The organism is Yersinia thracica, assembly GCF_902170565.1.
GTDB lineage: Bacteria > Pseudomonadota > Gammaproteobacteria > Enterobacterales > Enterobacteriaceae > Yersinia > Yersinia thracica.
Genome location: NZ_CABHXX010000085.1, coordinates 1 through 23852 on the forward strand (window position 1 = coordinate 1; position 23852 = coordinate 23852).

A 23852-nucleotide genomic window follows, 5' to 3' on the forward strand; every position below is an offset into this window, starting at 1 on the left:
AATATAAATAGCTTAATATCCACATTCCAAACAATAAATATGATAAATATTATGATGCGTGTTATTTGTCATAAAAATAATTATTATGAAAAGAAAAATAAACGGATGACAAAGCGTTGGAATATCCATTAAAAAATGCGGGCCACCTTAAGATGACCCGCATTAGCTGAAACTCTTTTAGTTGTCAGAGTGTTACTCTTCCAATTCGTTACTCAGCTTGGTAATACGCACTAATTCAATGCGGTAATCTGAGACTTCAATAATCTCAAAACGCAGGTTATGCAGTTCAACCACATCCCCCGCAGTTGGCATATGGCCGGAGTGAGACAGCAGCATGCCCGCTAATGAAGCATAATCAGCCGTCGGGCTGACCAACTCCTGACAATCCAGCGCCTGTTCCAGAGAGTGCAAATCAGCCCCCCCTTTCACTAACCAACCATCACCATCGGTAATAATATCTGGCGTTTCATCTTCATCAGGGAATTCACCGGCGATGGCTTCCAGCACGTCCAGCGGGGTGACCAGCCCTTGCACCACACCAAATTCGTCATTGACTACCACTAAGCGCCCTTTTGCTTTGCGCAATACGCCCAACAAATTAATCACGTCCATGGTATCAGGCACGACTATTGGTGGTGTCTCTGCGGCAAACTCACAGATAGATTCCCCGCGTTCAATTGCCACTAACAAATCTTTAGCACGAACCACACCGATTATCTGATCCAATGAGTCACGACAGACTGGGAACAGGCTGTGCGGCGTATCTAATAATTGTTCACGGATTTCAGCTTGTGAACGATTACAATCTACCCAAGAGATTTCCGTGCGCGGAGTCATCACACTGCGCAATGATCGGGAGGCCAATGTCAGCACGCCGCTAATCATATAGCGCTCTTCTTCAGCGAAAGCCTCGGCTGGCAATGCCAACTGCGCATCACCATTTTGCGGTTCTTGCTGACGGCCGCCCATCAGACGAATAATAGCCTCCGCTGTGCGCTGGCGTCGTGGCAAGCGGGACTCATGCTTAATGAAGTTACGGCGCGCAATCTGGTTAAACAGCTCAATCAGGATAGAGAATCCGATGGCGGCGTACAGATAGCCTTTCGGAATATGGAAACCAAAGCCTTCCGCAATCAGGCTCAAGCCAATCATTAACAAGAAGCTCAGACACAGCACCACGACCGTCGGGTGTGCGTTAACAAACCGCGTCAATGTTTTCGATGCCAACAGCATCACGCCCATGGCGATCACCACCGCCGTCATCATGATGGCCAAGTCGTTGACCATCCCCACGGCAGTAATCACCGCATCGAGGGAGAAGACCGCATCCAGCACCACAATTTGCGCCACTACCGCCCAGAAGCTGGCATATCCACGGCTCGCACTGTCATCGTGCTGGTTACCCTCCAGCCGTTCATGTAGCTCGGTGGTGGCTTTAAATAGCAAGAACAGCCCCCCCACCAGCAAAATTAGATCTCGTCCGGAGAAGTTAAAGCTGCCGACACTAAACAGTGGCGTGGTCAGCGTGACCATCCAGGAGATAACCGACAACAGCCCCAAACGCATAATTAATGCAAGAGACAACCCGATAATTCGAGCTTTATCTCTTTGTTTAGGCGGTAGTTTATCGGCCAGAATGGCAATAAATACCAGGTTATCGATACCCAGAACAATTTCCAGTACCACCAACGTCAATAACCCTGCCCAGATTGAGGGGTCCATTAGAAATTCCATGTCAGACTCCGATAATAAGAACACGATTTAGATGATGTGCAACTGGCAACAGACGCAGCAAAACGCCGCAGTACGGTTGTCAGTATAGATACGCAGAAAGATCGGGTGAAATTAAACGCAGCAAATGTGCGTGATTGGATAACCAGATTTAAACCCACTGGCTGGGTGTTAACGCTAGAGAAACAGTAACTTCGGTGACAGTCCATAGGGAGAGCTGAGGCCCTTAACTCCTGACAATTAATAGAGCCGTTAACTTTATCAGGAATCTTTTTATCAGCATAGTCGGATTTAGGGCCAGACACGCGATAAAGCCAAATCTCGGCAAATTAAGCGATTTCAGCCGTCAGTATGCTTATTTTCATGGCTAAAATTTGTCCTGGCCCAAAATAGATTATCAGTCGAAATTCACACGAATCGCACAAATATCAAACACAACAATCATACTATGATGAATGCGTTAGCGGATAACCTATCAATATCACTGATATGATTGTTTAATAATTATCCAAATAAGCAAAATCATTCATAACATGTATAAATAACTGAGCAACGTCACATAATTTATTTTTTCACTGACTAAAATAAATCACATCCAGCACATTGAGATATGTTCCTGAATCGATTCATTGTCGTTACGAATAAATCGTCAGCAGTACGCTGATATTGTGACTATCATAATAGATTCAATATGTACTGAAGTGTGGTGGGTGATTACTGGTTTTCTGTTACGTGCGAGAACTCAATTCTGAGTTAACAGAGGGGGTAGCGAGTGAGTATAGCTATTATCATTGGCACACATGGGGCTGCAGCAGAGCAACTGCTGAAAACAGCTGAAATGATTTTAGGCGAGCAAAGTAATGTCGCTTATATCGATTTCGTCCCAGGTGAGAATGCCGAAACGTTGATTGAGAAATACAACGGTAAATTGACCGGGCTTGATACCAGCAAAGGTGTTTTATTCTTGGTTGATACCTGGGGTGGTAGCCCGTTTAACGCCGCCAGTCGAATTGCTATTGATAAAGAGAATTATGAGGTCGTCACCGGGGTTAACATTCCGATGCTAGCTGAAACCTTTATGGCTCGTGATGATAATCCATCATTTGCTGAACTGGTCGCAGTCGCGGTAGAAACCGGTCGTGAGGGCGTGAAAGCACTAAAAGCGCCTGAAATTAAGAGTGATAAGCCCGAGACGCAACAAATAGCTCCTGCACCAAAAGCCAAGGCCCCGGCCGTCGCTTTAGGCCCGAATGATCATATGAAAATCGGGTTGGCGCGTATTGATGACCGCTTAATTCATGGTCAGGTCGCAACGCGCTGGACCAAAGAAACCAACGTAAGCCGCATTATTGTTGTCAGTGACGAAGTCGCCGCTGACAAAATGCGTAGCACCTTGCTTAAACAGGTTGCCCCTCCCGGCGTAACCGCACACGTAGTTGATGTTGAAAAAGCTATCCGCGTTTATAACAACCCGAAATATGCCAAAGACCGGGTCATGCTGTTATTTACCAACCCAACTGATGTGGTGCGTATGGTTGAGGGTGGCGTGGATATTAAGTCAGTCAATATCGGTGGTATGGCATTCCGTCAGGGTAAAACCCAGGTGAATAACGCCGTCTCCGTTGATGAAACAGATATTGAAGCTTTTAATAAATTAAATGCTCGCGGTATTGAACTGGAAGTTCGGAAAGTCTCTTCGGATAGCCGGCTCAAAATGATGGATTTAATTAACAAACTTAATAAATAGCTTTACTGAAAACTACGTAGAAAGGTTATGCCCTGTTCTGTTTTGGAACTCGGTTATTTTTACTCAGCTTTTTTGGTCATAGGAGAAGTACAATGGAGATCACAACTCTTCAGATTGTGCTGATTTTCATCGTTGCCTGTATCGCCGGGATGGGTTCTATCCTGGATGAGTTCCAATTTCACCGCCCCCTCGTCGCCTGTACCCTGGTCGGTTTGGTTTTAGGTGATATGAAAACCGGTATTATTATCGGTGGTACCTTAGAAATGATCGCGCTCGGCTGGATGAACATCGGGGCTGCTGTAGCACCTGATGCCGCGCTGGCGTCAATTATTTCGACCATTCTGGTTATTGCTGGTGGTCAAGATATCGGTGCCGGTATTGCACTGGCTATCCCGCTGGCCGCCGCCGGTCAGGTATTAACCATTATCGTGCGTACCATTACCGTGGCCTTCCAGCACGCCGCCGATGGTGCAGCCGAACGTGGCAGCCTACGAGCGATAACCTGGATCCACATTTCTGCCCTGTTCTTGCAGGCGATGCGTATCGCTATCCCTGCCCTGATCGTTGCTCTATCTGTTGGGACATCCGAAGTTCAGATGCTGCTCAGTTCGATTCCTGATGTGGTTACCAGTGGTTTGAACATCGCCGGTGGTATGATCGTCGTAGTCGGTTACGCCATGGTTATCAACATGATGCGTGCCGGCTACCTGATGCCATTCTTCTATTTAGGTTTCGTGACCGCCGCTTTCACCAACTTCAACCTGGTAGCTCTCGGTGTTATCGGCGTGGTTATGGCACTGCTGTATATCCAGCTCAGCCCGAAATACAACAAATCTCAGGTTGTACAGTCTGGCCCGTCCAATAACGATCTTGATAACGAATTAGACTAGGAAAAGGTGAGAGAAATGGTTGATACAACGATTGTTGATAAAACAACTACGGGTGAAAAGAAACTCACGCCCGCCGATATCCGCGGTGTGTTTATCCGCTCTAACCTCTTCCAAGGGTCGTGGAACTTCGAACGTATGCAGGCGCTGGGTTTCTGTTTCTCAATGGTACCGGCAATTCGTCGCCTGTATCCGGAGAATTCAGAAGAACGCAAGCAGGCAATCAAACGCCATTTGGAATTCTTCAACACCCAACCCTTCGTTGCCGCCCCGATTTTGGGTGTCACGCTGGCGATGGAAGAGCAGAAAGCCAATGGTGCTGAGATTGACGACGCGGCAATAAACGGGATCAAAGTTGGTCTGATGGGGCCGTTGGCCGGTGTTGGTGACCCGATATTCTGGGGTACTGTACGCCCGGTATTGGCAGCTCTCGGTGCCGGTATCGCGATGAGCGGGAGCTTACTTGGCCCATTGCTGTTCTTTGTTCTGTTTAACCTGGTACGTTTGCTGACCCGTTATTACGGTGTGGCTTATGGCTACAAAAAAGGCGTCAATATCGTCAGCGATATGGACGGTGGTCTGCTGCAAAAACTGACGGAAGGGGCGTCTATCCTCGGCCTGTTTGTTATGGGGGCCTTGGTTAACAAATGGACGCACGTCAATATACCGGTAGTGGTGTCCAAGATAACCAACCAGGCGGGTGAGACCACAGTGACCACAGTGCAAACCATTCTGGATCAGTTGATGCCTGGCTTGGTACCTTTACTGTTAACCTTTGGCTGTATGTGGTTGTTACGCCGTAAAGTTAACGCGCTGTGGATTATTATGGGCTTCTTCGCCATCGGTATCTTCGGCTACTGGATTGGTTTCCTGGCACCATAATTTTCTGATTAGATTTGGCAAAAACCGGGGGGTTACTCCCGGTTTGAGGTTAAGGACAAAGCTGCTGATAGCACAGAGAGTGAAGAGTTTACCGCACCTAGGGGCACTCCGGTCGCTTACGCGACTACGACCCCAACGGCACGATTCCCCTTCATTTGATTTTATCAGTAGTCTGAAACCGGGGGGTTACTCCCGGTTTTTTATTTCGGGAGTGCTTGCATGTCGGTTACAGATATTATTCTCATTGCTTTTATTGCCCTACTACTTGCTTATGCTATTTATGATGAATTCATCATGAATATAATGAAAGGCAAAACCCGGCTACAAATTCACCTGAAACGTAAAAACAAAATCGACTGCGCCATTTTTGTCGGGCTGATTGCCATTCTTGTTTACAATAACGTGATGGCAAATGGCGAGCCTTTAACCACATACTTATTAGTGGGTTTAGCATTAATCGCATTTCATATCTCTTATATCCGCTGGCCAAAATTGTTGTTTAAAAATACCGGGTTCTTCTACGCCAATGCATTTATTGAATATAATCGAATAAAAAGTATGAATTTATCTGAAGACGGTATTTTGGTGATTGAACTAGAACAGCGCAGATTACTTATCCAGGTTAACCAATTAGATGATTTAGAGAAAATTTATAACTTTTTCCTTGAAAATCAATCATAAAGAATATTCCAGGGAAATAAATCTTTTGACTACTCAGTTAATTGATTAATTTCCCGACACCTTCTCTAATCACTCCCCGGCTTATTTCCACACCATTACTGATGCTTATATGGGCTATTTTTCCTGAAAGTCCGATAATGAAAATCATTATCAATAGCAGCGGGGTCGCCATATTATTTTTGGGGTTGTCTCTCCTGGAATTTATATGTTAAGGTTGCGCCGTTCATGGGGAGTAGCCGGTTTTTGTGCAATATATCAGCGAATAAATGTATTAACCGATATATTGATAAGCAAAAACGCCCGTATCAACATACTCGTTTCATTTTTTGAAACGTGGTACGGGCAGCCAGGTAAGGTTGGCGAGACCATAGACACGTAGCTCCGTCGTTAGGTTGGGGGTGGGTTACGTGTATATGGAGCCGCCCGGCCGAGACTATTTCTATGAATTTATCTGCAACATTAGTGCTTGCTTTTGCTATGTCTATGGATGCCTTTGCTGCATCTATCGGTAAAGGCGCCAGTCTACATAAACCCCGTTTTCGAGAAGCGCTGCGCACCGGTCTTATTTTTGGTGTGATAGAAGCAATTACCCCGCTGATTGGTTGGTGCATTGGCCTGTTCGCCAGCCAATATATTCTGGAGTGGGATCACTGGATTGCCTTTAGCCTGCTGTTCATTCTGGGTTGTCGGATGATTTTTGAAGGTGCAAAGCAGCAAGTCGAAGAAACCGAAAAAATGCGCAGTCACAGTTTTTGGGTTTTGGTCATGACCGCAATCGCCACCAGCCTTGATGCAATGGCAATTGGTGTTGGCCTGGCATTCTTACAAGTCAACATTCTTCATACCGCGATGGCCATTGGGTTAGCCACCATGATTATGGCCACGCTCGGGATGCTGATTGGCCGTTATATTGGCCCGTTGTTAGGTAAACGTGCAGAGATAATCGGCGGTATCGTGCTAATAGGCATCGGCTTTAATATTCTTTACGAGCATATGTATCGCGTCGCGGCATAATAGCCGCCAATTTTATTGTTATCGTGAAATAAAGCCGTTCAGATTAAAACGTCAAAAAAACCCGCATCCAAAAAGAATTGCGGGTTTTTTATGGTTTAAGTATCAGTGGATATTAATTCAGCATTAGAAGTCCATTGAGACGGACAGTTTTAGCTCACGCGGATTACCCTGGTACATATAAGTGCCTGTATCTTCAACCGATTCCCAATAACGTTCATTGGTCACGTTCTCAAGATTGGCGCGCCAAATCAGATTAGTCTCTTTCAGCGGCATGGTATAACGCACGCCCAGATCCAGACGTGTCCATGGTTTCAGCTTCAAGGTGTTTTCCTGATTAGCATATTGAGAGCCAGAGCGAGTCACAGTTCCGGTTGCAGTTAATCCTTCTACCGCCTTAATATCGTACTCACCACCAAACACTAACTGATAACGCGCCACACCCACGGCATAATTACCATTATTTTGGCTGTTTTGCGCTTCGGTCAATATTGGATCTAACCACACGGCACTCCCTAACAAACGCGTACCAAACACCGGTTCACCGAACACGTTTAATTCCACACCGCGGTTCCGCTGTTCGCCACTCAGCGTATACATATTGGTTTTGGCATCAATAGCACCTGCAGGGCGAGTGATTTCAAACAGCGCTAAGGTACCGCCATAGCGTTTGTTATCAAACTTCACCCCCACTTCATCCTGTTTGGCATGAACAATACCGGTGACATTACCCGCATTAGCGGTATACCAAGGGGCAACTCTACCCGGTGACAATGCTTCAATGTGGTTAGCATACAGGGAAACATTTTCCCACGGCTTAACCAGCAAGCCATAGACCGGCGTTACTTTCATCGCGTCTTGCACGTTTTTACTGTCTGGCACACCACTATCAAAGTTGCGAATAACCACTTCCTGACGGCGCAGCCCCAGCATCAACTGCACTTTGTCATCCAGTGCAGATAAAGTATCAGACACAGAAATGCTGCTGGCGCGAACCTGACTGTTTAACTGCGGATCCTGGCTAGAACTTGCCATCGTGGTTGGCGGGAACGGAATCACACCCGGATTATAGATATTCGTATCAACTGGATTTGACATATTCCAGGCTGATTTAGCCGTGCGGTAGTTAGCGGCATAACCAATATTCATCTTATGCGTTACTGGGCCGGTTTCAAAATGACCACGAATACCGCCTAAACCGGCAATAGAGTCAGAAACATAAGGCACATACAGGCGGCTGATGGTGGCATTACCATGATTATCAGTCAGTGTTGGTGATCCATATTGGCCAGTTTCATCATTGTGGCTGGCTCCAATAGTGCCGTATACCGTCCAATTTTGGCTTAAATCATACTCGCTGCGCAGCATACCAAAGGTGGTGGCCATATCGGTATACACCCACTGCTGACCATAATTTAAGGTCGCGGCTGGAGGCTCTGGGATAACCGTTGCACTGCCAATAGCGACATCAGTCCGCATACCGTGAACCGTCTGTTTTTGGTAACCGACATCTAAAGAGGTGCGGGCACGTTCGCCACGGTAATCCAAACCAGTAGAGACCGCCGTTGTCCGCTCGTTCTGATCATGAATGGCCGTTTCACCTTCCCGATGCAGTGCGTTGACCCGCACACCGAACTGGTCATTGTCGCCAAAACGGCGACCAACATCTAGCGCCCCGCCCACTTTAGAGGCTGAAGTATAATCCAGACTGACGCGGGTCAATGGCATCTCACCAGCACGTTTCGGCTCCAGATTAATCATCCCGCCGACACCACTGCCGCTAGGTGAAATACCGTTCACGAATACGTTCGGGCCTTTAAACACTTCAACTCGCTCGACCATGCTGGTATCAATAACCTGACGTGGCAGTACGCCGAACAAACCGCCGAATGAAATATCATCGCCATCAAGGTTAAAACCACGGATACGGAAGTTCTGTGAGGCATTGCCGTAACCGCGCACATTCTGCACTGAAGCATCATTGCTGACCACATCGGCCAGTGTGCGGGCTTGCTGGTCTTCAACCAGTTTAGAAGTATAGCCAATCACGTTAAATGGCACATTACGCGCATCTTGCTGCCCAAGGAAGCCAATACGGCCGCCATTCGCTACCTGACCGTCCAAATAGGTTGGAATTAAATCATTACCACCGGCACGGAAAGTATCTTGCGTCCCGACGACCGTGATGGTGTCATTTTTTTTGCTCTCATCGGTGTTTGCTGCGCCATTGATTGTGCTGGTTTTTTTGACGTTTTCAGCTGCCGTATTGGTTGCGGTGGCCGCCCATGAGGAAGCAGATAAAGTTCCTAATGCCGCGCCGATCATGACGCACAACAGACGCGGAGCAAGCCGGTTCTGATGCACGCGAGTGGAAATTGCTTCATTCATCTTGTTGATGCCCCTGATTTTAACAAATTATTTACTAATGAGAATGCTTATTATAAGGATTCAGGATTATCCGGATAACACCTACTGATGCAAGCATTTCTGCACATCCAGCAGATTATTTTTTTGTGTCGTGAATGAATGAGAAAGGTTATGTAATCGACCTGATCTCTGGCGGTAGCGTTATTGTCCGAGGAAGGGGAAAAGAAACTAAAGTGAAATTATTCTGAGAATTTATTTATATAGCACGGGATTAATTCCGAATTCCCTACTTAAGTCATTTGTTTATACATTTTACATACTGATTTACCCCTATTATTAATAAGGTAAACCATTATTCCCCACTTTATAGCATTCTTCAAAAAGATCGCCACAAGGCCCATCAACAGCGGCCTTACTGAAAATAGGCGCTACTACGATTAGGTTTTTGAATTCCTTTTATTTATTAATAATAAAAATCTTATTACCTAATTTCCAATGTTAGCGATAAACTAGCGCATCACATTTATCGCGATAACAGATTAAACCGTCTGGGTTAAGTTCTGTGCAGCGACAGACTACTGAATAAAAATTCAAGGAATACAGGAATGGCTTTGCATCCGGCATCATTTGATGATCATCTTTTTCGGCTATTAATCGAAGCCGTAGATGACTACGCCATATATATCATTGATGCCCAAGGACATATCCTCACTTGGAACAATGGTGCTGAACGCAATACCGGTTATGAAGCCGAAGAGATCATCGGCCAATCTTTCGAACTGTTTTACACCCCGGAAGATTTAGCCAATGATTTGCCCGCAAAGGGCCTAAGTCACACTAATCAGTTTGGTCATTATGAGAATCAGGGTTGGCGGGTTCGCAAAAATGGTAAACGCTTTTGGGGCCATCTCACCCTCAGCGCATTACACGATTCAGACCATAATTTACAGGGTTTTGTGCATGTTACGCGCGATTTGACCGACAAATGGCAGCGGGAAACTGCTTTGCGTAAAAGCGAAGAACAGTTTCGCCATTTGATCAGTGAAGTCGAAGATTACGCCATTTACATGATAGACACCAATGGGCGCATTCTGACCTGGAATAAAGGCGGAGAGCGCAATGAAGGCTATACCAGTGATGAAATCATTGGCGAACATTTTGCCCTGTTGTTCACCCCCGAGGATATTTCTGCTGGCCTGCCGGAGAAATCACTGGCAAAAGCTATTGCGGAGGGCAATTTCCAGACTGAAGGTTGGCATGTGCGCAAAAATGGCATCCGCTATTGGGCCAGCGTAGCCATTAACCCCATGCATGACGATAATGGGAAGCTGTTGGGGTTTACTAAAATTGTCCGTGACTTAACCGAACGACGCCAGCGCGAAGAAGCTTTACGGATCAGTGAAGAACGTTTTCGCCTGATGGTCGATACCGTCGAAGACTATGCCATTTTAATGCTTGACCCCTGGGGCCGGGTGACCACCTGGAACCACGGCGCAGAACGGAATATTGGCTATGCCAGCAATGAAATAATTAGCCAGCATTTCGGGTGCTTCTTTTTACCTGAGGATATCGCCGCCGGGTTACCGGAAAAATTACTGAAAACGTCCGCCTCCACCAGCCGGGTGGAGCGCGAGGGCTGGCTGGTGCGTAAAGATATGACGCGTTTTTGGGCCGTCACCATCATTACCGTGGTGCATGACCACAGTGGCAAACTGCTGGGTTATGCCAAAATAATCCGTGATATGAGCGAGCGAAAACAGCGCGAAGATGCTCTACGGGCCAGTGAAATTGCGCGCTATGAAGAACGCGAGCAACTGCATCGTGTGCTGTCATCCATTCAGGAGGGAATTATTTCTCTCGATACAGAGGGGCGCGTTGTATTAATGAACCCCAAAGCCGAAGAGATGACGGGCCGAAGCCAGAATGAGTCCTGCGGCTTACCCATTGAAGAAATTTTTATTTTGTGGTCCCCTTTACAGGATAAAAATCAATTAGTTGCCATCAGTCAGTGCCTAACTCAAGGGCGTCATACCTTATTGCCCGAGGGTAGCCAGCTGTTGTCGAGCCAGGGGGAACGCCAGGAAATTCGCTGTTCTATCTCACCGATTCGCGATCGTGACAATCTACTCACGGGGGCTGTCGTGGTCTTCCAGGATGTCACTCGCGCGCGCCATGAACAAAGAGAACTGCAATATCAGGCCAATCATGACATGCTGACCGGTTTGATTAATCGGCGGAGATTGGAGGAGCGGCTTAATCAGGCTATCACCCAGTTGGGCAAAGATGAGCAACATGTCCTCTGTTATGTCGATTTAGACTATTTCAAGGATGTTAATGACAGTGCGGGTCACGAAGCTGGCGATATGGTACTGCGAATGGTGGCTCAAACTATGCAGCAAGCCGTGCGTGAAAATGACATTGTGGCGCGTTTAGGCGGGGATGAATTTGCTATCGTTCTCTTAAATTGCCCGAACAAGTCCGCTACAGAGGTGCTCGAAAGAGTAGTCGCCGACATAGCTTCAATCCAATTCCATTGGCACGGTCAATCTTATTCCTTTACCGCAAGTTTAGGGGCCGTGTCATTGACCCAAAAAACAGAAACGGCGGCACAAGCTATGCGTCAGGCCGATATCGCCTGTTACGCGGCAAAACATTCCGGCCGTAACCGCTTATCTCTTGCTCTATAATCCGCTGTCTTTCGCAGGTGACCTCCGCCGTCACCTGCCCCTTTAATGATACAGACAAAGTTATATTCGCAGTATGTACAGCAATTAGACCCCGGTCAAAATATCGGCATCAACAGTATGATATATAAATAGCATCATCTGGTTGACTGGAAAAATAGCTATGCCGTACTTTACGGTCAGTGTCGTTTTGCACAATGCAGTGGCAGGCGATTACGAGACCCTTAATAAGAAAATGATTGATGCAGGGTTTACTCGCCATATCGGCAGGGAGAAAGTTTATAAATTACCTGAAGGAGAATTCAATTACGGGAGTGGTCTATTGAACAAGCAGGAAGTTGCTGATTTAGCTCTACAAGTTGCTGAACAGATACGGTTTATCCCCGCTATTTTGGTGACTGAATCAGGTGGAAGAACCTGGCGAAACCTAGATCTAAAATAAACTTTTTCATTATAAATATAATATTCTGGAAATTTGACTTAAGTTAATTACCCATCCCACACTAGGGAATTATGACAATATCTATTAAAATAATATTTCCCCTCAGGGGCGTTATGCGCTCGTCATTTATTCGAATATTATTAAATAACGAGCGGCCACTTATATTTCTTTCTCGTCACTGCTTAACACCGCACTCTCAAGATCTTCTCGGCGGCGATGCACCGCGATAACAAAATCTGTTTCACAGATAAAGGAGTGCCGTGCGGCAAGCTCATGTCCGGTTTCAATCGATGCGCGCCAGGCAAAAGGTGTCATTTGCAATAAATTAAAGCTCTGTTTACCGGTTAACTTGATGTCGTAGGCCAATTTTTCACTGCTAACCAGGTCAAAACCGTCTAGATGCTCGGGTGTATCGTCATGAAGTTGTACTTCAGCATAAATCAGTGCTTTTAACTGATAGAGATGACGTGGGCCAGGAGCGACAGTGACCACAATTCCACCGGGCTTCAGGGTGCGGGCTAATTCCGTGGCTTTGCATGGGGCATAAATACGTAATACCGCATCCAGAGATTGATGGGCAAAAGGCAACCGATGACTGGATGCAACACAAAAACTGACCTGAGGATAGCGTTTTGCGCCGTATCTTACCGCCACTTTGGCGACATCTAAGCCGAAAATAGACATCTGCCGCTGCCGATTTAACCGGTCTGCCACTGCGGCGGTATAATAACCCTCGCCACAACCAATATCCAACAGCATGGTGGCATCCAGTGGGAGCGCCTTATCCAGAATTTCACCGATCCGCTGCTGCAAAGGTTGGTAATAACCCGCATCCAGAAAAGCCCGCCGGGCTTGCATCATCTCCGGACTATCACCGGGCTGCTTCGAGCCTTTATGCTGCACCGGCATTAAATTGACGTAACCCTCTTTGGCACAATCAAACTGGTGATTATTGCTGCAACGCCACTGTTGCGGACTTTGCTGCAAGGCTTGATGACAAAGGGGGCACTGATAAGACATGGTTGGATCCCAGATAACTAATTAATAACCGCCAGAAATGCCGGCAGACGCGGCATTAGTCTAAAGAAGCGCTGATAGGGTTGCAAGCCACGGTTTAACCCCGCGAATTAACCGAGATTAGCTATGCCGCATCACATTGACGGGGATCGCATCCGGCTCCACATTCATCGTCCGCAAAATTTGCCCCATAATATCGCTAAAGACTGGGGCTGACACCGCGCCCCCATAGTATTTACCGCCCTGAGGGTTGTTAATCACCACCACTAAAGCAAAGCGCGGTTGGCTAGCGGGAGCAACACCGGCGGTGTAGGCCACATATTTATCAATATATTGGCCATTTGGCCCAATCTTCTTGGCCGTCCCGGTTTTAACCGCCACCCGATATCCCCGCACTGCGGCTTTCACCCCCCCACCACCGGGCAATGCCACACTTTCCATCATATGCTCAACTTGGCGCACCAGCACTTCAGGGAAGACCCGCTGCCCCAGCACTGGCGGGTCAACCTTGGTAATCGATAATGGCCGATAAATACCGAAACTCCCAATCGTGGCGTAAACGCGGGCCAGTTGCAGCGGCGTCACCATTAAACCGTAGCCGAACGAGAAAGTTGCGCGGTCTAAATCACTCCAGCGCTGCCGATGCGGCATCAGCCCGCTGCTTTCCCCCGTCAGCCCTAACTGAGTCGATTGGCCCAAACCAAACTCGGTATAGGTCTGCACCAATGCAGAGGCGGGCATCGCCAGCGCCAACCGCGATACCCCCACATCACTGGATTTCTGCAACACGCCGGTCAGTGACAGCGCAGGATAAAGCGCCACATCTTTGATTAAATGCCCACTTAATATATAGGGGCGAGTGTCCAGCACCGCATCAGGTTTAACCAAGTGACGTTGTAACGCAGTCATGACCACCATAGGTTTGACGGTCGAACCGGGTTCAAAAATATCGCTAATTGCCCGATTGCGAAAATTCTCTTTCGGAGTGTCAGCCCGATTATTGGGGTTAAAGGTCGGATAGTTGGCCATCGCCAAAACTTCACCCGTATTAATATCAATGACCACGGCAGAGCCGGAATCTGCCTTATTGAACATCACCGCATTGCTCAGCGCGTGGGAGGTTTCCGCCTGTAGCCGCTCATCAATACTGAGTTCAACATTTTGCCCTGGATGACTATCGGTCGAGGAAATATCCTCAACCACCCGTCCGAAGCGGTCTTTGCGCACCACCCTGCTGCCGGCCGTCCCGCTGAGGAGTGAATTAAAACTCTTTTCAACCCCCTCAATGCCCTGATCATCAATATTGGTGAACCCCACCAGATTCGCGGCAATATCTCCCGAAGGATAAAAACGCCGTGATTCCTCTTTTATGGCAATACCGGGCAATTTCAGCCGTTGAATATATTCAGCAACATCCGGCTCCACTTGCCGGGCAAGATAGATAAAACGGGCGCCAGAATTTTGATGAATGCGGCGATTGAGTTGGTCAAGTGGCATGTTGAGTTCCTGAGCCAATGCCTGCCAACGCGGCGAAACACTGACGCCACCTTTCCCCAGCACTGTGGTGGGATCAGCCCAAATAGCCTCAACCGGCACACTGACCGCCAGAGGATGCCCGTTTCTGTCGGTTATCATGCCGCGTGTATTCGGTGTGGCCACCACCCGCACTGAGCGCATGTCTTCTTCTTTTACCAGTGGATCAGGCTCAATAATTTGTAACCAGGCAACTCTGGCCAGCAGACCAAAAAATGAAAGTAAAATGCCGCCGCATAGCAAGCTAAATCGCCAACGAATAAAGTTGCTGGAGCCATTTTTAGGTTTAGAAATCACGGAGGTCAATCCTGAATGGTCGCTTGAGTTATAGCAGCCATTAAACCCTATCCATTGCATCAATAGGTGCCAAAACAATGATACAAGAAGCATTATTTTGCAACAATTCGCTAACGGCGATGTAAAAGAAAAGGCGGCTGGTCAATAAGTTAAAAAACGGCTTACACTGAACAGCATCTTTTTTTCCTTAGGTAAGCCCAATGACTGATTTTTCACCACAACTCAGCCGAATTACCGCAATTTGCCATGGTTTTGGCAATAAATCGGCCCTATTACCTGATAACCTCCAGCCCTATCAAACATCACAAGCTAACAAAAAACAGGTTCATGGCACGGCGATTGTCGATGTAACACATCCTGGACAAGAGTGTGGCGAAGCCGATGGGCTCTACACCACTCAATCCGGCATTCTATTAACCGTTTTGACGGCAGATTGTTTACCCGTGATTTTCAGTCAACAGCACGGCAAAGGTATCGCCGTGGTTCACGCCGGTTGGCGCGGTTTGTTAGATGGCATTATCTTAAGGATGGTTGAGCGCATTGCCCGCGATGAGGACCCCGCAAATTGGGTTGCCGCCATTGGGCCAGCCGCCCGCTCCTGCTGTTATGAGGTCAATGAAGAACTGGTGGAAAGGTTTGTTAGCGAATTGCCACTGGCAGAAAATACTATTTCACCCCGATTTCGCCACCTTAACTTAGCCGCCATCGCTGAGCACCAGTTGCGCGGCGCGGGCATTCATCAAATTGATAGAGTCGGCAGTTGTACCATCTGCACTGCAGCACCACATGACGGAGATGGCGCTCAGCATCATTTCAAATACACTAGTTTCCGCCGTACCAGCCAACAGCAGGCAATTGATCCCAACCACCCCGGTATCAAAGGCCGTAATCAGTATTCGGGATTAATTATTTTACCTTAGCTGACGGCTTGGGTCAGAGCAGCTTATGAAACAAAAAAACCCGCACAAAGGCGGGTTTTTAACAGCAAAAGAGCTGATTAGATTGCAGTAACGTTTACTGCAGACGGACCTTTCTGACCGTCTTGGATTTCGAACTCTACGTTCTGGCCTTCAGCCAAGGTTTTGAAGCCATTACCCTGGATTGCAGAGAAGTGTACGAACACATCTTTGCTGCCGTCAGCTGGAGTGATGAAACCGAAACCTTTAGACTCGTTGAACCACTTAACTTGACCTTTGATCTTTGCCATCTTGAGTATTTCCTTTGGATTGTTTAACGTGCCCGTAGGCATTTACATAGACAAACTAGAGTCGTTACTGCTTGAGGCACTAAGATAAGGATCGGCAGAGAAGCGGTATTCAACGCTAACGTCTTTACTCAGAACTTCTTTACTGAAAATGCCACACATATACAGAACTGTACCTCGTTTTACCCATATGCGTTATCACATACTCTGTATTCGATGGCAAGCCATTTTTAATGAAGGGTGAACCTGTCGCACATATTTGAAACGGTTGCTCATAAAGAGTGCATGAATATGCTAAAATTTGTTGAAGGTCATCGTATTTTCTGCTCTATTTTCGTATACTGTCTTATCCCGCTTTCTGACTGGATTTTAACATTTCAGCTAACTCTTTTTATAAAAATAATTACGAAAAAAACCCTTGGTTTCCATCTCTATCCAGTGGTCAAAAGCATCGTTAGTATAAAATTTATTAGTATTAAATATATAATAATTGAATATACCCACCTTCCGTTTTGCTGCTTTTTTGGCCTCGCCACAGTATCATTCCCTATTAGATTATAAGACTAACCCCTTACTTAGCCTCAGATTATGTACAAAAAAACATTTTACCTAAAATACATAAATATCTTATTTACCGACTTAATAATTTAGAAAGGTGAGTTCTAAAAAAACAATAAATTTCTAAAAAAATAAAACCAATAAAAATACAATATTGAAAGTGTGAAAAATGACCGAGTCAATGAAATTTCATTATGATATATTAATTATAATAACATTATAAACACGAATAAAAAATCACCACTGAAGTAAAATCACTCATTTTTTAGCGCGGGTAAATATAAGAAAATTAGCACTATCTTAGTCAATTTATGACAACGGAATATCACTAAATCTGATAGGGTATTATGTCATGAAAAAAAATTAAGATATTTCTTGGTTTTTGTAAATTACATTTACACGGCTCTGGCGACCATTTAAAATGCTATATTAGCCCCTCGTTATAGAACTGTTTAGGTTTTAAGCTATAACATTTACACATTTGAATAACGTTTATTAGTGATTAATTTTGATAGGTATAAGGATTATCTGATGCAAGGAAATCTTATTTCACCTTATCAGCATCAGAGAGTTATACCATGAATTATAAATACATTGTTAACGTGCTCTTTCTGAGTAGCCTATGGCTGGGTCAGGCTAACGCCGTTCTGGCAGAAGATAAATCCCCCTCTGCCAATACCGCTATCGAACAGCAAAGCATAGCGTCTGTAGATAATGACAATCTGTGGCAACGCCTGATGCGCAATATCTCTCTCGCGTGGGATTCTCCCAACCAAGAGCTGTATATACCGTTGAATACGTGGCACAACCGCTGGACTTATGATGATGACAAGATAGAGTCATACAATGAACGTCCTTGGGGTATCGGCTATGGCAAGTATCGCTATGATGAGAATAACAACTGGCACGCAGTATATGCGATGGCCTTTATGGACTCACATAATGAAGTAGAGCCAATTATAGGTTATGGCTATCAAAAGATGTGGATTCCAGGGGATATGGACGGCTGGCGTTTTGGGGTAGGTTTTACTGCCAGTGTTACCGCGCGCCATGAATATCATTACATTCCAATTCCATTGCCTTTGCCGTTGATCTCTATTGAATATAATAAATTCGCTCTACAAACCACCTATATTCCCGGTACTTATAATAATGGTAATGTGTTGTTTACCTGGATGCGTTGGCAGTTTTAATTGAATATATTTCCCAACACATTTAACCCTATTTTTAAAATGGTTATGTTGGGTTATTAAGAATTAATCTCAATTAGATTAGGTGATTCCAGAAAGAAACAATAGTCTCTGCCTATTATAATACTGTCATTATTTATTGCCGACAATTTAAACAACAAATAGCGCCATGAGTAATACGAAAGAAAGCAATCGCCGGGCATAATTTGTTTCTGCCCGGTAACTTTAGCGCTATATCACAACCTAATCGGACTGTGTCACTGTCGCTGAGTGACTCTTACCTTTGCGGCGAGTCAGCATGAAACCGCACCACAACAGCGCAATCCATGCGGGCATCATCAGCACTGAGATCTGAATCCCATCCGTAAAATACATAATGACCAGAATCAGCATCAGAAACACCAGACACAGATAATTACCATAGGGATACCATAATGCTTTGAAACGCGGTTCAACGCCCTCTCGCACTTTAGCCGCTCGGAATTTCAAATGAGCCAGACAGATCATGACCCAGTTGATGACCAAGGTAGAAACCACCAGCGCCATCAATAATTCAAACGCTTTTCCTGGCATAACATAGTTAATCACCACACCGGCTGAGGTCGCCAATGCTGAAAGCGCGATAGATAAAATTGGCACTCCGCGCTTATTAACCTTGGTGAGCAATTTGGGCGCATTCCCCTGCGATGCCAGGCCAAATAGCATGCGGCTATTGCAATAAACCCCACTATTGTAGACCGATAATGCCGCGGTCAAAACCACCACATTTAGGATTGTCGCCACCAGATGGCTATCCAAGGCATGGAAAATCATCACAAAAGGGCTCCCCCCTTCCACGACTTTGCCCCACGGATAAAGAGATAAAAGCACCGTTAATGAGCCGATATAAAAAATAAGGATACGGTAGACAACCTGATTGGTTGCTTTAGGAATACTGTGATGTGGGTCTTCGGCTTCTGCGGCAGTAATGCCGACCATTTCCAACCCGCCGAAAGAAAACATAATAATGGCCATCGCCATCACCAACCCACTGAAGCCATGAGGCATAAAGCCGCCCTGTGCCCAAAGGTTAGTCACAGAAGCATTTGGCCCGCCCGACCCCGATGCCAGCAGGTACGCCCCAAAGACAATCATACCAATGATGGCAGCAACCTTGATGATAGCGAACCAGAACTCAGTTTCGCCATACATACGCACGTTAACAAGGTTGATGGCATTGATCAGAACAAAGAATACTGCGGCTGAAACCCATGTTGGGATTTCCGGCCACCAATATTGAATATAAATGCCTACCGCGGTCAATTCGGCCATTCCGACCAAGATAAACATCGCCCAGTAGTTCCAACCAGACAAGAATCCGGCGAAATCACCCCAATATTTATGGGCAAAATGACTGAATGAACCAGCTACGGGTTCCTCAACAACCATTTCACCCAACTGTCGCATAATAAGGAATGCAATAAAGCCGCCGATAGCATAGCCCAGTATCACTGAGGGACCAGCCATCTTAATAGTTTGTGCTATCCCAAGAAATAGCCCAGTGCCGATCGCTCCACCCAGAGCAATCAGCTGAATATGTCGGTTTTTTAAACCGCGTTTTAATGTTGAATCCTGCAACTGCTGTTCCATCCTGTCCTCTGCCGCACTTTTACTCACTATCGTGTTAAAAAGCGCCTTTCGTAAATGAATCTGCGGCGGTTTTTTAACACTTAAACCTGATGGCGGCAAGGATTAAGGTCATTAGTGGGCGACAAGATAAAAACCAATCGGCTGGTTCTATATATATGGAATTCATTATCGACCCAGACTATGAATATCTCTCAGAGATGTAATCCCGAGATGCCACATAACTTGCTTAAATTTCGGGCACCAATCATTAATGTGGCCACATAAGACTGACGCCGGGTGACCACTTCGACGGCAACTCGATTATTTTTGTAGCGAATAAGATAAGTTGAAGGCCAACCCTGACGCCGCTCGCCGTAGGATTTTTGATGGTGGTCAATCGCTGCATGGGCAATAACCAAGTGTGACAAATTTGAATCACCTTTAATGATACGTTTCATCATCAGCTCCACGAAAGCAGTCAAAAACTTCTTACCGTTTATCATTCCCGTTATACAAGTTTCACGGGATATTCACTTTTGCTGAAAATTATCGCGATGGATTATCAAACTTCCCGACTGAGTAAATAGCAGATCATCGCCGCACGCAGCGGGCTTTGACTATAAGCTTGCCATTCTCCTTGCGGATTGGTGATTTTGGCATTCCACTGATTATTATCAATTTCGGGTGAATAGAGGCCAATTTTATTGGCATAGATGATAGGCCAGGCATCAGAAGGATTCTTGCAGTAATCCTTACCCTTAATGCCGCCATACGGATACCACTTGTCAGGATCTTCACCGCTAAGTAACGCAATGCTTCTGTTCACTTCGCTGTCACTTTCCTCACACCATTTAATCATCCGAATCACCGTTCTCCTGTTAAGTTCAGGCTACATTACGGCGAAATTAAGACACATTTATGACAATCAACGTAGTTTGTTTTAGTCCAATAAAAGAGTGACCTGGCACCAAGGTGCAAAGCAGAGTATCGAAGGAAGTGAGAGAAAATAAGCATGGCAGGCAGAGATTAGTATCACTCTGACACTGCCGGACAGCAGCGCCAGAGTCGGTGAGTTTATCTCTCCGGAATAACACCCTTAAAATCGAGAGGAGAAACAATGTCACTGTCACTTTGAAAATCACTGGTGCCGGTTGCGTTTGCTAGCAACGCTTTTAGTAATTCTGTTTGCTGCTTTTGTTGTTCGGCGATGTCTTGTAACAAGCGGATTTGTTCATTGGCTCGCACGCTGGCTCGGCTCAAAAAGAACCAAACTATCAAGAAAAAAATGACGGTAAACAGCGAAAAAGCGATTGGGACAACACCCATTGCGCCCATATTTGTATCTAACATTGACTACCCTATTACATGCGTGACGAAGACACTATCTTATCACTCTCCGCGTAACAAAGATCAACTTGGGCAAACGATTAACGGTCAACAAAGATAACCAATGTAAATAGTTTTCATTGGTTATTATATATGTGAGTAATAGGCTATTCTTACCATGGAATAACCGAAGTAATGGTGCAAATACCAGTAGAGAAAGTTCCCCCTTGGTCACAATAGCTATCAAGGGCTAACAGATAAAACAAGCAACAAACGGCGATGATCCCTACCGCTGCAACAAGTTTCTTAATGTTCAAATCAGGCACCTTATTCAACATTTTTTTTAAATTATACTGTACTAAACATCAACCATTTATAGCCAAGATGTCATTAACTTATGTTTGGCACCGTGTTAAAAACCTATTTTACTGATTATTTTACAGATTCGCTCTATAAATCAATAAGGTTTAGGATTTTTACTATTAAACTACTCATTATTACAAGTTAAACTGTTAAACATATCTATTATATAGTAAGTAAAACTAATTACAGGAAGTGACCATATGAATTTATTCAGACTTCTCTTAGTGGTAGCAATCATATACTTAGGCTTGCTCTTTTCAGGCTATGGCGTGTTAATTGGCAGTGAGAAAAACGCTGCGGGCATCGGTTTACAATGCCAATATCTAACAGCCAGAAGCATTTCGACCGCTCAATTTATAAACGGAGAAAATGGCATCATCGGAGTCAGCAATTGCCCACTGGTGAAAAAAATCGGCAATAATGTATTTGAATAACCCGCCCGACTCACTCCACAGTGATATGGTCTGTGCTGAGCGTACAGACCAAAATGCAACAGATGGCAATTTATTTCTGTGTAAACTTCATATCAATCAAAGCAATAGCTTTTTCAATGGCGCGCTTAGTGACTGGGTCAGTGCCAGCAGGATGTGAAGAGAAATCAATCGCTTTAAGTTGATGGGACATTTTATCCCGCACTTCAGTTGGCGCAATAATATCAATCACATCAAGAATTTGTTTGATAACCAATTGGCAGGCAACCAGATCAGAAACCAATTCTTGATCATTAGTGAACATTTCAGACATGAATAATTCCTTCACAATAATATCGTGCGAGGATATCACGCTCATTGGCATATTTCTTTAGCCGACCGTGTCATGCCAACGATTTTATCGCTAAGGATTCCGAGTCTTGTCTGTGACGAATAAATAACCTACATAGATAGCTCAGTACATTGAATCAGTATATGAAGAGTTTATTGAGATAAAAACGAGGCGTAAAAAAACCAGGTCTGATAGTTATCAATCACCTGGTTCGGGGATATGCATTACATATATTGATCACAATAATCCTAGTCTCACAGTTTATCACCTCCTGCGCCTTTATCTTTGTGCAGAACCATTACTGGCATTTTTAGAAAAACGGTTACACCCACAACCGCTATCAGAGTCATAATCACTGTTATCAACATGCGATCACCTCACCACTTTTAATTTCTATTTTTCCAAACTCAGCCTTTATCCTCGGGATAGCTCCCCTCCCCTTTTACTATGGCACTAGAAAGCTCTTTTGCAAACACGCGCTGAAAAGTCTTTATGATAGATTCCCAATAATCGAAGCCAATTTGGTGTTTTGTGTTGTTAGATTCAAGTTGTGTATACTGCACTACTCCCAACCAGAAAAAACAGACTAAATAATGTCACAAGAAAATCATCTCGCGTTAGTCTGCGCCCTCAGTAAATGGGTCGAAACCCATCTGGGGCGGGTCATCTACCTTGAAGAGTTAGCCGTGTATTCTGGCTACTCGCTTTGGCATATGCAGAAAATATTTAAAGAAGTGACCGGGGTATCGTTAGGTAAATACATTCGGGAAAGACGTTTAGCGGGTGCCGTCTATCAACTGCGTAGCAGTGACAGCACCATTTTTGATATTGCTTTGGATTTTGGCTTTGGTTCACAGTCACACTTTACTTACATGTTCAGAAAACGTTACGGCATAACCCCCTATGACTTCCGGCAAAATACCGATATTGATCTCAATATTGCCTTGCCCTTGCATGCTATTCATCAGAAGTTAGCGTAGTTACCACAATATAATTATTCGCCTGAATGCATATGAGCGCTATCCGGCGAATACCTTCTCAGTCTTTTTTATAGCAATTCTGCACATCAATGGTTTGTACTTCGTTGCGTTGGCGATCCGCCATGTAAGTCATCACAAACATCGTGCTAACCACAATCAGCGCCGCCAACAGTAAACCAATCAATGCAATAACTTTATTGTCATCAAACAAGCTCTTTTCCATACATTCCCCTAATTTCTATAGCGCATTAAATGAGCCATAGGATCACAATCAACGTTATTGCAATCAGCAAACATGATGTTGTCAGTAAAACCACGAGCGCAAATTGCGCATCGCCAATTCCCGTTGAATAATCACTATTCTGGGTAGTATTTTGTTGTTTTTTCAAAGCAATACCTACTGGTGAAAACACACCAGCCGTGACTCTGCATAAGAAAAATCGCGTTTTATTGGGCGCAATATTATCGAAATATCATGCTAATGCTAACCTGATAGCCCGCTTTTTCAACGCGATCCTGTCGTAATCTGTGTTATAGATCAAGCCCATCTATTGTAAAAATAAGGCGCTCATTCAAACACAT

At 45.3% G+C, this 23852-nt stretch carries 24 protein-coding genes and 1 riboswitch; of the genes, 11 read left to right on the forward strand and 13 right to left on the reverse strand.

Features of this window, described 5'->3' with window-relative positions:
- Nucleotides 1-192 precede the first annotated feature (192 nt).
- Nucleotides 193-1734 (reverse strand): TerC family protein, encoded by a 1542-nt coding sequence (locus FTA91_RS11985; RefSeq protein ID WP_050116293.1) that lies wholly within the window; start codon nucleotides 1732-1734, stop codon nucleotides 193-195.
- Between the two features lie 769 nt (nucleotides 1735-2503).
- Here FTA91_RS11985 and manX point away from each other — a divergent pair.
- The 5 genes from manX to mntP all read left to right on the forward strand — a co-directional run bounded on the left by manX (nucleotide 2504) and on the right by mntP (nucleotide 6942).
- On the forward strand, nucleotides 2504-3478 hold the full coding sequence (manX, locus tag FTA91_RS11990) for a PTS mannose transporter subunit IIAB (RefSeq protein WP_145535002.1): 975 nt from the start codon (nucleotides 2504-2506) through the stop codon (nucleotides 3476-3478).
- A gap of 92 nt (nucleotides 3479-3570) precedes the next feature.
- Nucleotides 3571-4368, forward strand: a complete 798-nt coding sequence (locus FTA91_RS11995) for a PTS mannose/fructose/sorbose transporter subunit IIC (protein WP_004701713.1) — start codon at nucleotides 3571-3573, stop codon at nucleotides 4366-4368.
- Between the two features lie 15 nt (nucleotides 4369-4383).
- A complete protein-coding gene (locus tag FTA91_RS12000; protein ID WP_038632404.1) occupies nucleotides 4384-5247 on the forward strand; it encodes a PTS mannose transporter subunit IID in 864 nt (287 codons plus the stop codon).
- Between the two features lie 219 nt (nucleotides 5248-5466).
- Entirely contained in the window at nucleotides 5467-5928 is a 462-nt protein-coding gene (locus FTA91_RS12005; protein WP_050116290.1) for a DUF986 family protein, read from the forward strand.
- 215 nt (nucleotides 5929-6143) lie between these two features.
- Nucleotides 6144-6359: riboswitch (yybP-ykoY riboswitch) on the forward strand.
- A gap of 10 nt (nucleotides 6360-6369) precedes the next feature.
- The gene (gene mntP / locus FTA91_RS12010) at nucleotides 6370-6942 is read left to right on the forward strand and encodes a manganese efflux pump MntP (protein ID WP_050116289.1); all 573 of its coding nucleotides are present in this window, start codon (nucleotides 6370-6372) and stop codon (nucleotides 6940-6942) included.
- A 123-nt stretch (nucleotides 6943-7065) separates the two neighbouring features.
- Here mntP and FTA91_RS12015 read toward each other — a convergent pair whose 3' ends face one another.
- Nucleotides 7066-9327, reverse strand: a complete 2262-nt coding sequence (locus tag FTA91_RS12015; protein ID WP_186377364.1) for a TonB-dependent receptor — start codon at nucleotides 9325-9327, stop codon at nucleotides 7066-7068.
- A gap of 584 nt (nucleotides 9328-9911) precedes the next feature.
- Between FTA91_RS12015 and FTA91_RS12025 the strand changes: the two genes are divergently transcribed.
- Both FTA91_RS12025 and FTA91_RS12030 read left to right on the forward strand, forming a co-directional pair.
- Nucleotides 9912-11993, forward strand: a complete 2082-nt coding sequence (locus FTA91_RS12025) for a PAS domain S-box protein (RefSeq protein WP_145583397.1) — start codon at nucleotides 9912-9914, stop codon at nucleotides 11991-11993.
- Between the two features lie 160 nt (nucleotides 11994-12153).
- Complete coding sequence (locus tag FTA91_RS12030) at nucleotides 12154-12432, forward strand: hypothetical protein (protein ID WP_050116283.1); 279 nt, start codon at nucleotides 12154-12156, stop codon at nucleotides 12430-12432.
- A 159-nt stretch (nucleotides 12433-12591) separates the two neighbouring features.
- Here the strand turns inward: FTA91_RS12030 and rlmA are convergent, their stop codons facing one another.
- Entirely contained in the window at nucleotides 12592-13452 is an 861-nt protein-coding gene (gene rlmA, locus FTA91_RS12035; protein ID WP_050116281.1) for a 23S rRNA (guanine(745)-N(1))-methyltransferase, read from the reverse strand.
- Nucleotides 13453-13569: 117 nt separating this feature from the next.
- A complete protein-coding gene (gene ftsI / locus FTA91_RS12040; protein ID WP_050116280.1) occupies nucleotides 13570-15279 on the reverse strand; it encodes a peptidoglycan glycosyltransferase FtsI in 1710 nt (569 codons plus the stop codon).
- Between the two features lie 200 nt (nucleotides 15280-15479).
- Here ftsI and pgeF point away from each other — a divergent pair, with 200 nt between their 5' ends.
- Nucleotides 15480-16199 (forward strand): peptidoglycan editing factor PgeF, encoded by a 720-nt coding sequence (pgeF, locus tag FTA91_RS12045; protein WP_145534994.1) that lies wholly within the window; start codon nucleotides 15480-15482, stop codon nucleotides 16197-16199.
- A gap of 77 nt (nucleotides 16200-16276) precedes the next feature.
- On the opposite strand, the gene cspE is transcribed toward pgeF, so the two are convergent.
- Both cspE and FTA91_RS12055 read right to left on the reverse strand, forming a co-directional pair.
- Nucleotides 16277-16486, reverse strand: coding sequence for a transcription antiterminator/RNA stability regulator CspE (cspE, locus tag FTA91_RS12050; protein WP_002221949.1), 210 nt, complete (start codon nucleotides 16484-16486; stop codon nucleotides 16277-16279).
- Between the two features lie 42 nt (nucleotides 16487-16528).
- Complete coding sequence (locus tag FTA91_RS12055) at nucleotides 16529-16645, reverse strand: DUF2627 domain-containing protein (RefSeq protein WP_002211058.1); 117 nt, start codon at nucleotides 16643-16645, stop codon at nucleotides 16529-16531.
- 974 nt (nucleotides 16646-17619) lie between these two features.
- Between FTA91_RS12055 and pagP the strand changes: the two genes are divergently transcribed.
- Nucleotides 17620-18234: a lipid IV(A) palmitoyltransferase PagP gene (pagP, locus tag FTA91_RS12060; protein ID WP_050116277.1), complete on the forward strand. Its 615-nt coding sequence runs from the start codon at nucleotides 17620-17622 to the stop codon at nucleotides 18232-18234.
- Nucleotides 18235-18474: 240 nt separating this feature from the next.
- Here pagP and FTA91_RS12065 read toward each other — a convergent pair whose 3' ends face one another.
- The 5 genes from FTA91_RS12065 to mgrB form a co-directional block, all read right to left on the reverse strand.
- Nucleotides 18475-19860, reverse strand: coding sequence for an amino acid permease (locus tag FTA91_RS12065; RefSeq protein ID WP_050116275.1), 1386 nt, complete (start codon nucleotides 19858-19860; stop codon nucleotides 18475-18477).
- Nucleotides 19861-20051: 191 nt separating this feature from the next.
- Nucleotides 20052-20297: a DUF4060 family protein gene (locus tag FTA91_RS12070; protein WP_032819535.1), complete on the reverse strand. Its 246-nt coding sequence runs from the start codon at nucleotides 20295-20297 to the stop codon at nucleotides 20052-20054.
- A 104-nt stretch (nucleotides 20298-20401) separates the two neighbouring features.
- Nucleotides 20402-20698, reverse strand: coding sequence for a phage protein NinX family protein (locus FTA91_RS12075; RefSeq protein ID WP_145536010.1), 297 nt, complete (start codon nucleotides 20696-20698; stop codon nucleotides 20402-20404).
- Nucleotides 20699-20913: 215 nt separating this feature from the next.
- Nucleotides 20914-21189 (reverse strand): YebO family protein, encoded by a 276-nt coding sequence (locus FTA91_RS12080; protein WP_050116272.1) that lies wholly within the window; start codon nucleotides 21187-21189, stop codon nucleotides 20914-20916.
- A 149-nt stretch (nucleotides 21190-21338) separates the two neighbouring features.
- The gene (gene mgrB, locus FTA91_RS12085) at nucleotides 21339-21482 is read right to left on the reverse strand and encodes a PhoP/PhoQ regulatory lipoprotein MgrB (RefSeq protein WP_072082737.1); all 144 of its coding nucleotides are present in this window, start codon (nucleotides 21480-21482) and stop codon (nucleotides 21339-21341) included.
- A 246-nt stretch (nucleotides 21483-21728) separates the two neighbouring features.
- On the opposite strand from mgrB, the gene FTA91_RS12090 reads away from it, so the two are divergent.
- Nucleotides 21729-21962, forward strand: coding sequence for a YobH family protein (locus FTA91_RS12090; RefSeq protein ID WP_050116271.1), 234 nt, complete (start codon nucleotides 21729-21731; stop codon nucleotides 21960-21962).
- A 70-nt stretch (nucleotides 21963-22032) separates the two neighbouring features.
- Here FTA91_RS12090 and FTA91_RS12095 read toward each other — a convergent pair whose 3' ends face one another.
- The gene (locus tag FTA91_RS12095; RefSeq protein WP_050116270.1) at nucleotides 22033-22272 is read right to left on the reverse strand and encodes a DUF2766 family protein; all 240 of its coding nucleotides are present in this window, start codon (nucleotides 22270-22272) and stop codon (nucleotides 22033-22035) included.
- Nucleotides 22273-22883: 611 nt separating this feature from the next.
- Here FTA91_RS12095 and FTA91_RS12100 point away from each other — a divergent pair.
- A complete protein-coding gene (locus FTA91_RS12100; protein WP_038632374.1) occupies nucleotides 22884-23270 on the forward strand; it encodes a helix-turn-helix domain-containing protein in 387 nt (128 codons plus the stop codon).
- Between the two features lie 58 nt (nucleotides 23271-23328).
- Here the strand turns inward: FTA91_RS12100 and FTA91_RS12105 are convergent, their stop codons facing one another.
- The gene (locus tag FTA91_RS12105; RefSeq protein WP_004389861.1) at nucleotides 23329-23493 is read right to left on the reverse strand and encodes a hypothetical protein; all 165 of its coding nucleotides are present in this window, start codon (nucleotides 23491-23493) and stop codon (nucleotides 23329-23331) included.
- Nucleotides 23494-23852 lie beyond the last annotated feature (359 nt).

Excerpts from the sequence above, each read along its gene's own strand:
- FTA91_RS11985 (WP_050116293.1), bottom strand. The coding sequence starts at position 1,734 with ATGGAATTTCTAATGGACCCCTCAATCTGGGCAGGGTTATTGACGTTG.
- FTA91_RS11995 (WP_004701713.1), top strand. The coding sequence starts at position 3,571 with ATGGAGATCACAACTCTTCAGATTGTGCTGATTTTCATCGTTGCCTGT.
- FTA91_RS12000 (WP_038632404.1), top strand. The coding sequence starts at position 4,384 with ATGGTTGATACAACGATTGTTGATAAAACAACTACGGGTGAAAAGAAA.
- FTA91_RS12005 (WP_050116290.1), top strand. The coding sequence starts at position 5,467 with ATGTCGGTTACAGATATTATTCTCATTGCTTTTATTGCCCTACTACTT.
- mntP (WP_050116289.1), top strand. The coding sequence starts at position 6,370 with ATGAATTTATCTGCAACATTAGTGCTTGCTTTTGCTATGTCTATGGAT.
- FTA91_RS12015 (WP_186377364.1), bottom strand. The coding sequence starts at position 9,327 with ATGAATGAAGCAATTTCCACTCGCGTGCATCAGAACCGGCTTGCTCCG.
- FTA91_RS12025 (WP_145583397.1), top strand. The coding sequence starts at position 9,912 with ATGGCTTTGCATCCGGCATCATTTGATGATCATCTTTTTCGGCTATTA.
- FTA91_RS12030 (WP_050116283.1), top strand. The coding sequence starts at position 12,154 with ATGCCGTACTTTACGGTCAGTGTCGTTTTGCACAATGCAGTGGCAGGC.
- rlmA (WP_050116281.1), bottom strand. The coding sequence starts at position 13,452 with ATGTCTTATCAGTGCCCCCTTTGTCATCAAGCCTTGCAGCAAAGTCCG.
- pgeF (WP_145534994.1), top strand. The coding sequence starts at position 15,480 with ATGACTGATTTTTCACCACAACTCAGCCGAATTACCGCAATTTGCCAT.
- cspE (WP_002221949.1), bottom strand. The coding sequence starts at position 16,486 with ATGGCAAAGATCAAAGGTCAAGTTAAGTGGTTCAACGAGTCTAAAGGT.
- FTA91_RS12055 (WP_002211058.1), bottom strand. The coding sequence starts at position 16,645 with ATGTGTGGCATTTTCAGTAAAGAAGTTCTGAGTAAAGACGTTAGCGTT.
- pagP (WP_050116277.1), top strand. The coding sequence starts at position 17,620 with ATGAATTATAAATACATTGTTAACGTGCTCTTTCTGAGTAGCCTATGG.
- FTA91_RS12065 (WP_050116275.1), bottom strand. The coding sequence starts at position 19,860 with ATGGAACAGCAGTTGCAGGATTCAACATTAAAACGCGGTTTAAAAAAC.
- FTA91_RS12070 (WP_032819535.1), bottom strand. The coding sequence starts at position 20,297 with ATGAAACGTATCATTAAAGGTGATTCAAATTTGTCACACTTGGTTATT.
- FTA91_RS12075 (WP_145536010.1), bottom strand. The coding sequence starts at position 20,698 with ATGATTAAATGGTGTGAGGAAAGTGACAGCGAAGTGAACAGAAGCATT.
- FTA91_RS12080 (WP_050116272.1), bottom strand. The coding sequence starts at position 21,189 with ATGTTAGATACAAATATGGGCGCAATGGGTGTTGTCCCAATCGCTTTT.
- FTA91_RS12090 (WP_050116271.1), top strand. The coding sequence starts at position 21,729 with ATGAATTTATTCAGACTTCTCTTAGTGGTAGCAATCATATACTTAGGC.
- FTA91_RS12095 (WP_050116270.1), bottom strand. The coding sequence starts at position 22,272 with ATGTCTGAAATGTTCACTAATGATCAAGAATTGGTTTCTGATCTGGTT.
- FTA91_RS12100 (WP_038632374.1), top strand. The coding sequence starts at position 22,884 with ATGTCACAAGAAAATCATCTCGCGTTAGTCTGCGCCCTCAGTAAATGG.
- FTA91_RS12105 (WP_004389861.1), bottom strand. The coding sequence starts at position 23,493 with ATGGAAAAGAGCTTGTTTGATGACAATAAAGTTATTGCATTGATTGGT.